This window comes from uncultured Aggregatibacter sp., assembly GCF_938046485.1.
In the GTDB taxonomy this organism is placed as follows: domain Bacteria; phylum Pseudomonadota; class Gammaproteobacteria; order Enterobacterales; family Pasteurellaceae; genus Aggregatibacter.
The window spans coordinates 1-14,837 of record NZ_CALIWN010000008.1 but is presented as its reverse complement, the minus strand read 5'-3'; the positions used below and the strand labels follow the sequence as shown (position 1 = coordinate 14,837).

General features: G+C 44.3%; 12 protein-coding genes. All 12 read left to right on the top strand.

From position 1 onward, the window contains the following. The first annotated feature begins 67 nt into the window (after window positions 1-67). The 12 genes from murE to lpxC all read left to right on the top strand — a co-directional run bounded on the left by murE (window position 68) and on the right by lpxC (window position 14,457). Window positions 68-1,534, top strand: coding sequence for a UDP-N-acetylmuramoyl-L-alanyl-D-glutamate--2,6-diaminopimelate ligase (murE, locus tag Q0203_RS00415; RefSeq protein ID WP_297928737.1), 1,467 nt, complete (start codon window positions 68-70; stop codon window positions 1,532-1,534). An 8-nt stretch (window positions 1,535-1,542) separates the two neighbouring features. Next, a complete protein-coding gene (gene murF, locus Q0203_RS00410) occupies window positions 1,543-2,922 on the top strand; it encodes a UDP-N-acetylmuramoyl-tripeptide--D-alanyl-D-alanine ligase (RefSeq protein ID WP_297928735.1) in 1,380 nt (459 codons plus the stop codon). After that, window positions 2,916-4,001 carry a phospho-N-acetylmuramoyl-pentapeptide-transferase gene (gene mraY / locus Q0203_RS00405; RefSeq protein ID WP_021617067.1) on the top strand — a complete coding sequence of 362 codons (1,086 nt, stop codon included), beginning with the start codon at window positions 2,916-2,918 and terminating at the stop codon, window positions 3,999-4,001. The genes murF and mraY overlap by 7 nt, the downstream gene beginning before the upstream one ends. Before the next feature lie 39 nt (window positions 4,002-4,040). Then, entirely contained in the window at window positions 4,041-5,357 is a 1,317-nt protein-coding gene (gene murD / locus Q0203_RS00400) for a UDP-N-acetylmuramoyl-L-alanine--D-glutamate ligase (RefSeq protein ID WP_297928732.1), read from the top strand. A gap of 18 nt (window positions 5,358-5,375) precedes the next feature. Then, complete coding sequence (ftsW, locus tag Q0203_RS00395; protein WP_297928731.1) at window positions 5,376-6,566, top strand: putative lipid II flippase FtsW; 1,191 nt, start codon at window positions 5,376-5,378, stop codon at window positions 6,564-6,566. A 45-nt stretch (window positions 6,567-6,611) separates the two neighbouring features. Beyond that, on the top strand, window positions 6,612-7,676 hold the full coding sequence (murG, locus tag Q0203_RS00390) for an undecaprenyldiphospho-muramoylpentapeptide beta-N-acetylglucosaminyltransferase (protein WP_297928729.1): 1,065 nt from the start codon (window positions 6,612-6,614) through the stop codon (window positions 7,674-7,676). A 59-nt stretch (window positions 7,677-7,735) separates the two neighbouring features. Beyond that, window positions 7,736-9,166: a UDP-N-acetylmuramate--L-alanine ligase gene (gene murC, locus Q0203_RS00385; RefSeq protein WP_297928727.1), complete on the top strand. Its 1,431-nt coding sequence runs from the start codon at window positions 7,736-7,738 to the stop codon at window positions 9,164-9,166. 12 nt (window positions 9,167-9,178) lie between these two features. After that, window positions 9,179-10,108: a D-alanine--D-alanine ligase gene (locus Q0203_RS00380; protein WP_033002793.1), complete on the top strand. Its 930-nt coding sequence runs from the start codon at window positions 9,179-9,181 to the stop codon at window positions 10,106-10,108. Then, a complete protein-coding gene (locus tag Q0203_RS00375) occupies window positions 10,105-10,872 on the top strand; it encodes a cell division protein FtsQ/DivIB (protein ID WP_297928724.1) in 768 nt (255 codons plus the stop codon). The genes Q0203_RS00380 and Q0203_RS00375 overlap by 4 nt, the downstream gene beginning before the upstream one ends. A gap of 22 nt (window positions 10,873-10,894) precedes the next feature. Next, a complete protein-coding gene (gene ftsA / locus Q0203_RS00370) occupies window positions 10,895-12,175 on the top strand; it encodes a cell division protein FtsA (RefSeq protein WP_021617060.1) in 1,281 nt (426 codons plus the stop codon). 84 nt (window positions 12,176-12,259) lie between these two features. Continuing rightward, the gene (gene ftsZ, locus Q0203_RS00365; protein ID WP_021617059.1) at window positions 12,260-13,531 is read left to right on the top strand and encodes a cell division protein FtsZ; all 1,272 of its coding nucleotides are present in this window, start codon (window positions 12,260-12,262) and stop codon (window positions 13,529-13,531) included. Window positions 13,532-13,539: 8 nt separating this feature from the next. After that, a complete protein-coding gene (lpxC, locus tag Q0203_RS00360) occupies window positions 13,540-14,457 on the top strand; it encodes a UDP-3-O-acyl-N-acetylglucosamine deacetylase (RefSeq protein WP_297928721.1) in 918 nt (305 codons plus the stop codon). The last annotated feature ends 380 nt before the right edge of the window (window positions 14,458-14,837 follow it).

The following is a 14,837-nucleotide window of genomic DNA, read 5'->3' as shown; positions in this document are numbered from 1 at the left end:
GACTAAATTCAACATAAAGTGCGGTGCGTAAATAAAGCGTTTTTCACTCATTCATTGAGAAAACATTATGTATCGATTAACTGATCTTCTCGGGATTCACATCGCAGAAAATGTGAATCTCACCGAAATGACATTAGACAGTCGAACTGCAAAGGCCGGCTGTCTTTTTGTTGCAATTAAAGGACATCAAACCGACGGTCGTCAATATATTCCGCAAGCGTTGCAAAATGGCGCAAGTGCGGTCATTTTTGAGGCTGATTCTGAGGCGCAACATCTTCAGGTGCGCTACGAACAACAGGTTCCGCTGATTGCTTTTTACCGCTTAAGCGAACATTTATCCCATCTTGCGGATGTGTTTTATGGGCAGCCTTCCAAGCGTTTAACCTTGGTTGGTGTTACCGGTACCAATGGCAAAACGACAACCGCGCAATTATTAGCGCAGTGGACACAGATTTTAGGGCATACCAGCGCCGTGATGGGCACCATCGGTAACGGTTTATTTGGCCGAGTCAAAGAAGCAACGAATACCACAGGTTCTGCGGTGGAAATCCAAGCTTCGCTGGCGGAGTTTGTCGCACAAGGTGCAGATTTTGCCGCTATTGAAGTGTCGTCGCATGGTTTAGTACAACATCGCGTAGAGGCTGTGCATTTCAGTGCGGCGGTGTTCACCAATTTAAGTCGTGATCACCTTGATTACCATCACACGATGGAAAATTATGCTGCGGCGAAAAAACGTTTATTCAGCGAATTGGATAGCTGTCATCAGATTATTGATGCGGATGACCCTGTTGGGGCAGCATGGTTAAGTGAGATGCCTGAGGCGGTTGCGGTCAGTAGCAAGGCAGATTTTGTTCCCCAACAAGCCAAATGGTTGAAAGCGGTGAATGTCTCCTTTAATCACAAAGGCGCCACTATTCAATTTGAATCCTCTTGGGGTAACGGTGAATTACAAAGCGCGCTTATTGGCGCATTCAACGTCAGTAATTTATTGTTGGTCATGGCAACGTTGTTGGCGCTTGGCTATGACTTATCCGAGCTCATTCGTAGCGCACATAAATTAACCGGCGTATGCGGTCGGATGGAAATGCTGCATGCTCCGCATAAACCGACCGTGATCGTGGATTACGCACATACACCGGACGCATTGGAAAAAGCGTTACAGGCAGCACGGTTACATTGTCAGGGTAAGCTTTGGTGTATTTTCGGCTGTGGTGGTGATCGCGATAGTGGCAAACGTCCACTTATGGCGAAAATTGCCGAACAGTTGGCGGATAAGGTCATTGCTACGGATGATAACCCGCGTACAGAAGATCACACCCAAATCATGGCGGATATTTTAAAAGGGTTTGCTCATCCGCAAGCCGTGCAAGTGATACACCAACGTGAAGAGGCCATTGCCACGGCAATTCAAAGTGCGGTGGAAAATGACGTTATTTTAATTGCCGGCAAAGGGCATGAAGACTATCAAATTATTGGTAAAACGAAGCATCATTTTTCCGATCAGGAAGTTGCCCGTCATTATTTATCTCAGTAACGAAAAATATGATTACATTATCTCTCTCTCAAATCGCCTCCATTTTAGAGGTACAGCTTATCGGTGATGGCAACATGACTGTCGAAAATGTGAGTACAGACAGCCGTAAAGCCGTCAACAATGGGTTGTTTTTTGCGTTGAAAGGCGAAAATTTTGATGCACATGACTACGTTATGAAAGCGGCTGAACAAGGTTGTGTTGCCGCCGTGGTTGAACATCCAACAGAGGGCAATATTGCCCAATTAATTGTGAAAGACAGCCGTCTTGCCCTAGGACAGCTTGCCAAATGGTTGCGTGAGAAAATCAATCCGAAAGTGGTGGCGATGACAGGATCTTCGGGCAAAACCACGGTAAAAGAAATGACGGCCTCTATTTTGCAACAAAGTGCGGTGGATTTTGACGACGTTTTATTTACCCAAGGCAATTTTAATAACGACATCGGTGTTCCGCTAACATTATTACGTTTAACCGAAAAACATAAATTTGCAGTGATTGAACTTGGTGCCAATCATATTGGTGAAATTGCCTATACCACCGCCTTGGCGCAGCCCGATGTGGCGTTAGTCAATAATGTCATGGCAGCCCATTTGGAAGGTTTTGGTTCCCTTGACGGCGTTGCAACAGCGAAAGGTGAAATTTTCCGCGGATTAACCCAGCATGGCGTCGCTATTATTAATAAGGCACATAACTATTCACAAAAATGGCAGGCAGAGATTGGTGATCATTCGGTGCAATATTTTGCTTACGATGATCCGAAAGCCGATTATTATGCCGAAAACATCGTATTTTCCGAACAAGGGGCGTCTTTCGTATTGCACACGCCACAAGGCAATGTGCAGATTGATTCACCCTATTTAGGCGAACACAACGTATCAAATGCTTTAGCCGCGACAGCGCTGACAATGAATGTGGGTGCGACGTTAGCGCAGGTCAAAAAAGGGTTGGAAACGCCCTCCTTGGTAAAAGGGCGTTTGTTCCCGATTGTCCCTTGTGAAAATCTTTTGCTCCTCGATGATAGCTATAATGCGAACGTAGGTTCCATGAAATCGGCGATTTCCGTGTTGCAAAAATATCCCGCTTTTCGCGTCTTTGTTGTTGGTGATATGGCAGAATTAGGCGATAATACACCGCTTTGTCATCAAGACGTGGGCGAGTTCGCCCGTGCTGCCAAATTGGATTTGGTGATTTCATTTGGACGTGACAGTGCCGCCATAAGTGCGGTCAATTTAGGTCGTCATTTTACCGATAAAACAGAACTTGTCGCTTATTTAACGCCAATTATCAAACAACAATTAACACAACAAAAAGTCGTTGTTTTGGTGAAGGGATCACGCAGTATGAAAATGGAAGACGTGATCGATTTATTAAAGGGTAATTTTTTATGTTAGTTTGGATTGCTGAGTTTCTCACCAAATACAATTCTGATTTCCATGTCATTTCCTATATTACCGTGCGTGCTATTTTAGCGTTGCTCACGGCACTTTTATTGTCCTTATGGATCGGCCCGAAGGTTATTCGTCGCTTGCAATTATTGAAGTTTGGTCAAGTCGTACGTGATGACGGCCCTGAAAGTCACTTTGCCAAAAAAGGGACGCCGACCATGGGCGGTGTCATGATTCTCTTTGCCATTGGTGTGAGTACATTATTATGGGCGGATTTAAGAAACCCCTATGTTTGGTTTAGCTTGTTTGTTTTATTCGGCTACGGCGCTGTCGGCTTTGTGGACGATTACCGTAAAATTACCCGTAAAAGCACAGACGGCTTAGTGGCGCGTTGGAAATATTTTTGGCTGTCTGTGGTGGCATTGGTGGCTGTGTTTGGTATGTATGCCATGGGGCAAGATACCGATGCGACACGCCTTGTCGTGCCGTTCTTTAAAACGGTGATGCCTCAGCTAGGCATTTTCTATATTGTATTAGCTTATTTTGTGATTGTCGGTTCCAGTAATGCCGTGAACTTAACGGATGGGTTAGATGGTTTGGCGATTGTGCCGACCATCATGGTCGCCGGTGCATTTGCATTGGTGGCATGGGCAACCGGGAACATTAACTTCGCTGAATATTTACACATTCCGTACATTAAATTTAGTGCTGAGTTAGTGGTATTCTGTACTGCCATTGTGGGCGCCGGTCTTGGCTTCTTGTGGTTTAACACTTACCCGGCGCAAGTGTTTATGGGCGATGTCGGCTCATTGGCCTTGGGCGGCGCGTTAGGTGTGATTGCCGTCTTAGTTCGCCAAGAATTTTTATTACTGATCATGGGCGGTGTGTTCGTCATGGAAACGCTGTCCGTGATTTTACAAGTGGGTTCCTACAAATTGCGTAACAAACAACGCATTTTCCTGATGGCACCGATTCATCATCATTTCGAGAAAAAAGGCTGGCCGGAGCCACGTGTTATTGTGCGTTTCTGGATCATTTCCTTAATGCTGGTATTAATTGGTTTAGTGACCTTAAAACTACGTTAATCATACCTAAAAGCGCGGTCATTTTTGAGAGAGAATTTCATGCAATATCAAGATAAAAAAGTCACTGTTATCGGACTGGGCAAAACAGGGTTATCCTGTGTTGATTTTCTGCGCGCTAAGCACGCGGAAGTTCGTGTCATGGATACGCGCAATGCACCGGCAGGGGCAGAACAACTTGATAAAGCCATTCCTCTGCATACCGGCAGTTTAAACCAGCAATGGCTGTTAGAAAGCGATTTGATCGTAATTAGCCCGGGTCTTGCGGTAAAAACGCCTGAAATTCAGACCGCACTTCAAGCCGGTGTCGAAGTCGTCGGCGATATTGAGCTGTTCTGTCGAGAAGCGGATAAACCGATTGTGGCGATTACCGGTTCCAACGGCAAAAGCACCGTGACCACATTGGTTGCAGAAATGGCAAAAGCCGCCGGATTAAGCGTTGGCATGGGCGGTAATATCGGCATTCCTGCGCTTTCTCTCTTAAATCAATCACATGATATTTACGTTTTGGAGCTTTCCAGCTTCCAGTTAGAAACCACCTATTCGCTAAAAACCGTGGCGGCAACGGTGTTGAACGTCACCGAAGATCATATGAATCGTTACGTGGATTTACAGGATTATCGCCAGGCGAAATTAAAAATCTACGATAATTGCCAAACGGCGGTGGTTAACGGAGAAGACCCGCTCACCCTGCCAACTACGCAACACCCGGAAAAACAAGTGAGTTTTGCGGAACATCATGCGGATTATTGGCTGAAAAACGAAAACCGGAAAACCTATTTAATGGCGCGTGATGAGGTGATTTTAGCTTGTGATGAAATGAAATTAACCGGTCGCCATAATTACATGAATGCCTTGGCTGCGATTGCCTTGGCGCAAGCTGCCGGCATTAATTTGTTGGGAATTCAGACCGCACTTCGCGAGTTCGGTGGCTTGGAACACCGTTTCCAAGTGGCGCATATGGCGAACGGCGTGCGTTGGATCAATGATTCAAAAGCAACCAATGTCGGTAGTACGGTTGCTGCATTAACCGGTTTACAGGTCGCCGGGAAACTCTATTTATTGTTAGGTGGCGATGGCAAAGGCGCAGATTTTTCAGCTCTGGCAACCTTAATTAATCAGCCGCATATTTATTGTTATTGCTTTGGCCGTGATGGCAAAGCGTTAGCGGATCTTACCTCACAAAGCCGCTTATTCGACACCATGGAACAAGCCATCGCGGCAATCCGTCCGCAATTACAAGCAGGCGACATGGTGTTGTTATCCCCGGCGTGTGCCAGTTTGGATCAATTTCCGTGTTTTGAAGCACGCGGTGAAGAGTTCACGCGATTGGCACAGTTAAGCTCATCACTAAGTTAGGACAGATGAGGAAAATACATGGGATTTTGGGATCAGTTTAAAGCGCGTAGCGTGCAAGCAACCACCGTAACGCCAAGCAGTTCGTTGTACGACCGCACGTTGCTTTGGTTGTATTTAATCTTGCTATTAATTGGGCTATTGGCAGTATCCTCAGCCTCTATTCCGGTGGGGACCCGTTTGTATAGTGATGCGTTCTATTTTGCCAAGCGCGATGTGCTTTACATTATCCTTTCCTGTGTGACCTGTTATTTTGCGCTACAAATTCCCATGGAAAAGTGGGAAAAATGGCATGTTAAACTCTTTGGCGTGGCTTTGGTGTTGCTTTTTCTCGTGATGATTCCTGGGATCGGACGGGAAGTGAATGGTGCACGCCGTTGGATCCCGATGGTTTTATTTAATTTCCAACCGGCGGAATTTGCTAAGTTAGCCTTAACCTGTTTCCTCGCCAGTTATTTTACCCGACGTTATGATGAAGTGCGGAGTCGCAAATTAAGTGCGTTCAAGCCTTTTATCGTGATGGGCGTGATGGGCTGTTTCCTTTTAGTACAACCAGACTTGGGCAGTGCCGTTGTCTTATTTATTATCACCTTTGGCCTATTATTTATCGTAGGTGCCAACTTTTGGCAGTTTATCGGGTTAATTGGCGTGGGCTTGTTGCTGTTTGTGTGGTTGGTGCTGACATCCGCATACCGTCTAAAACGGATTACCGGCTTTATGGATCCTTTCAAAGACCCTTACGGTACCGGTTTTCAATTATCTAACTCGTTAATGGCATTCGGTCGTGGTGGCTTTTTCGGCGAAGGGTTAGGCAATTCCGTATTGAAATTGGAATATTTGCCGGAAGCACACACTGACTTCGTCATGGCGATTGTGGGCGAAGAGTTCGGCTTTTTTGGGATTTTTATTATTATTGCGCTACTTGGCTTATTGGTTTTTCGCGCCATGAAAATTGGGCGTGAGTCCTTAATTCTAGAACAGCGTTTTAAAGGCTTTTTGGCTTTCGGGATCAGTTTTTGGCTTTTCTTCCAAGGCTTTGTGAATTTAGGGATGGCGCTGGGGATGTTACCGACCAAAGGGCTTACCTTTCCACTCGTCAGTTACGGGGGCTCCAGTATTATCATTATGTCGGTGACTATTGGTATGCTTCTGCGCATTGATCACGAAAATCGCCTCATGCGTGGTGGTCAAGCAAGATTGCGAGATGACTAGGCCCAAAAGTGCGGTCGGTTTTTTAAGTATTTTTAGAGAAAAGAGATGGGTAAAAAATTATTAGTGATGGCAGGTGGAACAGGCGGACATGTTTTTCCTGCCATTGCCGTTGCACAAGAATTACAACAGCAAGGTTGGGAAATTCGCTGGCTTGGCACTAAAGATCGTATGGAAGCCCAATTAGTACCAAAACATGGCATTCCCATTGAATTTATCCAAATTTCAGGGTTACGCGGCAAAGGCATCAAGAGTTTATTATTGGCGCCTTTTGCGATTTTGCGCGCGGTGTGCCAGGCGCGTAAGATTATTCAACAATACCAACCCAATGCGGTATTAGGCATGGGTGGCTATGTTTCTGGCCCGGGCGGTATCGCGGCAAAACTTTGCGGCGTACCGGTGGTATTGCATGAACAAAATGCCATTGCGGGATTAACCAATAATTGGTTATCCAAAATTGCTGCGCGAGTGTTGCAAGCCTTCCCAAATGCCTTTCCTCATGCTGAAGTGGTGGGAAATCCGGTACGTCGTGATTTATTCCAAACCGAAGCCCCAGAAACACGTTTTGCTGCGCGTGATAAAATCTTGCGTATTTTAGTCGTCGGTGGTAGCCAAGGGGCGCGCGTGTTAAATCAAACTGTGCCAAAAGTCGCAGAGAAACTCAGCGCCCAAGGTTTGGAGATTTATGTGCGTCACCAAGTAGGCAAGGGCAATTTAGCAGGCATTGAGGAAATCTATCAGGCAAATCAAAATGGCGTGGCGACTGAATTTATCGATGATATGGCAGAAGCTTATGCCTGGGCGGACATTGTGATTTGTCGTTCTGGCGCATTGACGGTGTGCGAATTGGCGGCAGTCGGTGTACCGGCTATTTTCGTGCCTTTCCAACATAAAGACCGTCAGCAATTTTTGAATGCCAAATATTTAGCGGATGCAGGGGCTGCGCTGATTATTGAGCAGCCGGAATTTACCGAAGTGCGTCTGTTGAACGCGTTAACCCCATTGTTGGCAGATCGTGAAACATTATTAGCCATGGCGTTAAAGGCAAAAAGCAAGGCAACACCATTAGCGGCTAAGCGGGTCGCTGAGGTGATTGAAGACGTGGCAAATTAAATTAAAAGTGCGGTCGTTTTTTCAATTATTTTGCGCGACCGAGTAAGAAGGACAGATTCATGGATAACTATCATCAACAGATTAGAGACATCATTCCGGAAATGCGCCGAGTGAAGCAAATTCATTTTATCGGTATCGGTGGCGCGGGGATGTGTGGTATTGCCGAAATTTTATTGAATGAGGGATATCATATTTCCGGTTCGGATATTGCGGAAAGTGCGGTGACTCAGCGTTTAGCTTGTGCCGGCGCCAAAGTGTTTATTGGGCATAAAGCAGAAAATATTACCTGTGCTAGTGTGGTGGTGATTTCTTCTGCGATTCGTGATGATAACCCTGAAGTGGTGGCGGCAAAAGAAGCACGCATTCCGGTTATTCAACGTGCGCAAATGTTGGCGGAATTAATGCGTTTCCGTCATGGTATTGCGGTTGCCGGTACGCACGGTAAAACAACAACCACCGCGATGGTTTCTATGATTTATGCAGAAGCAGGTTTGGATCCGACTTTTGTGAATGGCGGTTTGGTGAAATCCGCCGGGACAAATGCGCATTTAGGGCGTAGCCGTTATTTGATTGCCGAGGCCGATGAAAGTGATGCCTCTTTCTTGCATTTGCAACCGATGATTTCTATCGTGACCAATATTGAGCCGGATCATATGGATACCTATCACGGTGATTTTGATGAAATGAAGCAAACCTATGTGAATTTCTTACATAATTTGCCGTTTTATGGATTAGCCGTGCTATGTGCCGATGATACCGATTTAATGAGCTTGGTGCCACAAGTTGGGCGTCAGGTGATCACTTATGGTTTCAGTGAGAATGCCGATTATCGCATCGAAGATTATCAACAAACCGGTTTCCAAGGCCATTACACCGTGATTTGTCCGAACGGTGAACGTATTGATGTCTTGCTGAATGTGCCGGGGCGGCATAATGCCTTAAATGCGACGGCCGCGTTAGCGGTAGCTAAAGAGGAAGGCATCAAAAACGAAGCGATTTTAGCCGCATTAGCTGATTTCCAAGGGGCTGGTCGCCGTTTCGATCAGTTAGGGCAATTTATTCGTCCGAACGGTAAAGTGATGCTGGTGGACGATTATGGACATCATCCGACGGAAGTGGGCGTCACCATTCAAGCGGCGCGTCAAGGTTGGGAGAATAAACGGATTGTGATGATTTTTCAACCGCACCGTTATTCCCGCACCCGAGATTTATTTGATGATTTTGTGCAAGTCTTATCTCAGGTCGATGCCTTGATTATGTTGGATGTGTATCCCGCCGGCGAGGCACCGATTGTGGGCGCTGATAGTAAAGCATTATGTCGTTCTATTCGCAATCTTGGCAAAGTGGATCCGATTTTGGTGTCTGATACGACACAATTAGGAGATGTGCTTGATCAAATTATTCAAGATGGCGATTTAATTTTGGCGCAAGGCGCCGGCAGCGTGAGTAAGCTTTCACGCCAGTTAGTCGAACGTTGGACAAAAGAATAAGTGGATAGCGAGATGAGTAAAACCTTAAAACAAGAAAAAATTGCCGTATTATTGGGCGGAACCTCAGCCGAACGTGAGGTGTCTTTAAATTCAGGAACTGCCGTATTAAACGCGTTGCGTAAACAGGGGTATGATGCTCACCCGATTGATCCGAAAACTTTTCCGGTGGCAACACTAAAAGAACAAGGCTTTGATCGTGTGTTTAATATTTTACATGGTCGCGGTGGTGAGGACGGCACGATGCAAGGGTTGTTGGAGCAAATCGGTATTCCTTACACCGGTTGCGGTGTGATGGCGTCTGCGCTGACCATGGATAAAATGCGCACGAAAATGTTATGGAAAGCCTTTGGTCTGCCGGTTGCTGAGATGGAAATCGTGACAGTGGAAAATCGAGCAACCTTAAACCCTGAGTCAGTGGTCAAAAAACTCGGCTTGCCGTTGATGGTGAAGCCCTCTTTAGAAGGGTCTAGTGTGGGGTTAACCAAAGTGAAAGCGATTGAAGAGTTAGAAAGTGCGGTGGATTTTGCGCTTAAATTTGATCGCACCGTACTGATTGAAGAATGGCTTGCCGGTGATGAATTTACTGTGCCGGTACTGAATAACGAAGTGTTACCTTCCATTAAAATCGTGCCGGAAGGTGAGTTCTATGATTATGATGCGAAATACATTTCTGATAATACGCAATATTTTTGTCCGGCAGGGTTAAGCGATGAACGTGAGCAGGAGCTTCGCCATTTAGTAAAACAGGCCTATGATGTGGTGGGATGTCGTGGTTGGAGCCGTATTGATGTGATGGCAGATGCGGAAGGAAAGTTCCGTCTGGTAGAGGTGAACACGAATCCTGGTATGACGAGTCACAGTTTGTTCCCAAAATCAGCTGCAACGGTCGGGTATTCTTTTGAACAGTTGGTTGAGAAAATTTTAGAGTTGAGTGCGGAATGAATTTACTAAAACGCAAAACCACACAAAATATAAGATATGGTGAGCCAAAATCAAAAGTTTTTGTGCAAATTAAATTATTACTTGTGCTATTATGCGTTGGCATCGCGTTCTATTCTTATTCAAATTGGCAAAGTTTTCTAGAAAAATTAGATAGTAAGCCTATCAGTGCATTTGCATTAGTCGGTACACCAACCTTTACGACGGATGCGGATGTGCGTGATGTTTTATTGAAAATGGGTGGGTTAAAAGGCTTTTTCGGTCAGGATGCCGACATTATTCGTGAGCAAATTGAAACAATGCCTTGGGTAAAAGGGGCGGTTGTGCGAAAAATGTGGCCGAATAAGTTAAGCATTTGGGTGACAGAGTATAAGCCTGTTGCGATTTGGAACGAAAGCGATTTTCTCTCTGATGATGGCGTCGTTTTCCAGCTGCCCATGAATAAACTCAAAGATACGCATCTCCCGCGTCTAGCCGGTCCGGATTTCCAAAGTGAAAAAGTGCTTGATGCCTGGAATAGAATTTATGCTGATTTGAAACAAAAAGGCTTAAATTTAAAAGCGGTTGCCATTGATGCGCGTGGTGCATGGAAAGTCGTATTAGATAATGATGTGGTACTGAAACTTGGGCGAGGCGACTGGAAAAGCAAACTCGAGCGTTTCGTTACGATTTATCCACAGATTGAAATTCCTGAAAATAAGCGATTATCTTACGTTGATTTACGTTACGCCTCCGGTGCTTCGGTAGGCATGGTGGATGCTAATTAAATATTAATAGTGAAGTTAAAAAATGTCTAAAATTGTGGAATCAAAGACTATTGTAGGATTGGAAGTCGGTACATCAAAAGTGGTTGCCGTGGTGGGTGAGGTATTGCCTGATGGCGTGGTAAACGTGCTTGGTGTTGGCAGTTGCCCTTCTAAAGGAATTGATAAAGGAAGCATTACGGATCTCAATGCAGTAGTGACTTCAATTCAACGCGCCATTGAAGCGGCTGAATCGGTGGCTGACTGCCGTATTATGAGCGTAACGCTAGCCATTACCGGTGAACATATTCAAAGTCTAAATGAAAATGGCTTTGTGCCGATTGCCGAAGGCGAAGTCACACAAGATGAAATTGATTCTGCGATTCACACAGCCAGTTCGGTGAAAATGCCGGAAGGGTTGTCTTTGTTGCACATTATTCCACAAGAATTTGCCGTTGATAAGCAAATGAATATTAAAAATCCATTGGGTTTGCAAGGTGTGCGCTTAAAAGCACAGACCCATTTAATTGCTTGTCATCAGGATTGGCTAAACAATCTGAAAAAAGCGGTAGAACGTTGCAAATTAAAAGTGGAGAAAATTGTCTTTTCCGGTTTGGCTTCAAGTTATTCTGTATTGACTGAAGATGAAAAAGATTTGGGCGTCTGCTTAATTGATTTCGGTGCCGGCACCATGGATATTATGGTGTATATTAACGGGGCATTGCGCTTTAGTAAGGTGATTCCTTACGCCGGTAATCGTGTGACCGATGATATTGCTTATGCTTGTGCGACCTCAAGAATGGAGGCTGAAAGCATTAAAGTGAATCATGGTAGTGCATTCTGTCCACCGAAACATCATGCGGATAAAAAAATTGAGGTCTCTAGCATTGGTGGGCGTGGTCCGCGCACATTGACTCGCGAACAACTTTCGATGGTGACATCTGCCCGCTATAAAGAATTATTAGGTTTAGTTAAAAATGAACTTCTTTATTTAAAAGCGGACTTAGATTCTAAAAATATGAAATGTGAGCTTATTGCCGGCATTGTCATCACCGGTGGTGGCGCACAAATTGAAGACTTAAAAGAATGTGCCGCCGAGGTATTCGGTACTCACGCTCAAGTGCGTATTGGTAGCCCGTTAAATATTACCGGTCTTACAGATTACGTCAATAAACCACAATATGCAACAGTCATTGGATTATTGCAATATGGACATAGTAATGAAGATGAAGGTCCAATCAATGAGGAGCATACCGATAGCGGATTTTTAAGTGCTTGTGGCAATATCATGAAAAAAATTTTTAATAAAGTGCGGTCGGAATTTTGAGAATTTTGATTTTTCATCTACAATATGAACAATTTGGGTTTAATACGCCGATAATTTGTCGGCACTAACGGAGAATAGGTAATTATGTTTGAGCCGGTAGATTACGATCTTGGTGAAATGAGTGGTGCGTTGATTAAAGTCGTCGGTGTTGGTGGTGGCGGCGGTAACGCGATTAATCATATGGTTGCAAATATGCAGCAAAAAAATGCCGGTAATATGATTACTGACGATGCTCTATTTAACACCGATGAGCATGGTAAGATTGAATTCTATTCTGTGAATACAGATGCTCAAGCGCTTCGTAAGAGTCAAGCCCAACAAACCGTTCAAATCGGCGCGAATACAACGAAAGGATTAGGTGCCGGTGCAAACCCAAATGTCGGTCGTAAAGCAGCGGAAGATGATCAAGATGCCATTCGTAAAATGTTAGAAGGTGCGGATATGGTATTTATCGCTGCCGGTATGGGCGGTGGTACAGGTACCGGTGCAGCACCGATCGTGGCTCAAATTGCAAAAGAATTAGGTGTTCTTACCGTCGCTGTGGTGACGAAGCCGTTTGTATTCGAAGGTAAGAAACGGATGATGTTTGCTGAAATGGGAATTAAAGAGTTATCGAAATATGTGGATTCTCTAATTATCATCCCTAATGAGCAATTAACGAAGGCCATGCCAAAAAATGCCACATTGATACAAGCATTTTCCGCCGCAAATGATGTGTTGAATAATTCTGTGACCGGTATTTCCGATATGATCACCTCTCCAGGGTTGATTAACGTGGACTTCGCTGATGTGCGTACCGTGATGTCAGAAATGGGACAAGCAATGATTGGCTTTGGCGCAGCACAAGGTCCACAAGGAGAGGGGCGTGCTGAAGAGGCTGCAAAAATTGCCGTGAAAAGCGATCTATTAGAACGTGTGGATTTATCCGGTGCGAAAGGTGTTTTAGTTAATATTACTTGTGGTATGGATTTGGGATTATCTGAATTCAACGCTGTAGGTGAGACCGTGAGAGGATTTGCTTCGGAAGAGGCAACCGTGGTTATCGGTACAACATTAGTGCCGGATATGGTTGATGAAATTCGTGTAACTATTGTTGCGACCGGTATCGGCGAGCCTGAAACGCCGGAAATTCAAATTCCTGCTCGTCCTCAGACAGTACAGGGAAATACTCAACCGGGTCTTCAACCGATTAGTACAGCCTTTGGTAGTTTGGGAACTCGGGCGCCAAATTATGGTCAGATAACACAAGATAACGTATCTGAACGTGGTCAACAAAAGCCGGAAGATAAACCTATTCCTGCTAATGTCGATTCACTGTTTAATGTACGTGATTTTATGCGTAATAATGACAAATAGAGAGTATTATGATTAAGCAAAGAACCTTAAAACAAAGCATTAAAGTCACCGGTGTTGGCTTGCATAGTGGTAACAAAGTTACTCTGATTTTGCGTCCGGCAATGCCGAATACTGGGGTGGTCTATTGCCGTACTGATTTGAATCCGCCGGTGACATTCCCGGCTAACGCAAATTCAGTGCGTGATACAATGCTTTGTACTTGCTTAGTGAATGAACAAGGTGTGCGTATTTCAACGGTTGAACATCTTAATGCCGCATTGGCTGGATTAGGTATTGATAATGTGATTGTTGAAGTAGATGCACCGGAAATTCCAATTATGGATGGTAGTGCAAGTCCATTTATTTATTTATTACTTGATGCAGGCATTGAAGAACAAAATGCACCGAAGAAGTTTATTCGTATTAAACAAAAAGTACGCGTAGAAGATGGTGATAAATGGGCTGAGTTCTCCCCTTATAACGGTTTCCGTTTAGATTTCACTATTGATTTCAACCATCCGGCAATTAGTAAAAATGTACGTAACTATGTGATGGATTTTTCTGCGCAGGCTTTTGTTCAACAAATTAGTCGCGCTAGAACCTTTGGTTTCATGAAAGATATTGAATATCTACAGTCACAAGGTTTAGCTTTAGGCGGTAGTTTGGATAATGCCATTGTGCTTGATGATTACCGCATTTTGAATGAAGATGGTTTACGTTTTAAAGATGAATTAGTTCGTCACAAAATGTTAGATGCTATCGGTGATTTATATATGTGTGGTTATAATATCATTGGTGATTTCAAAGCCTACAAATCAGGTCATGGTTTGAATAATAAATTATTAAGAGCGGTATTGGATAATCAAGAAGCGTGGGAGTTTGTTACCTTTGAAGACAAACAACAAGTTCCACAAGGTTATGCTGCACCGGCTCAAATCTTAATTTAATATCTAAAATAGTCGGTTATAAAAAGCTATATTTCATTAGAAATATAGCTTTTTTTGTATCACGTTTTATTAGTTAATCGACATAAAAAAGGCTACTTTTCATGAAGTAGCCTTGTTTATTATATCCAGCCAAAGTCTGGCTATAAAAACCATACGCAACATATATGGAGCCAAATAGCTTTAAGCGATGAACAGAAAAATCCTCGCGATATAATGAATAAGGCTGACAACCTAAATTCAACATTATAGGAGGATTATTGACCCCTCGTAGCGTGCAACTTGTTGCACGAATGATTAACCTCGACACGTAATTCACGATTTTATGCGTAGCGTGCAACTTGTTGCACGAATGATTAACCTCGACACGTAATTCACGATTT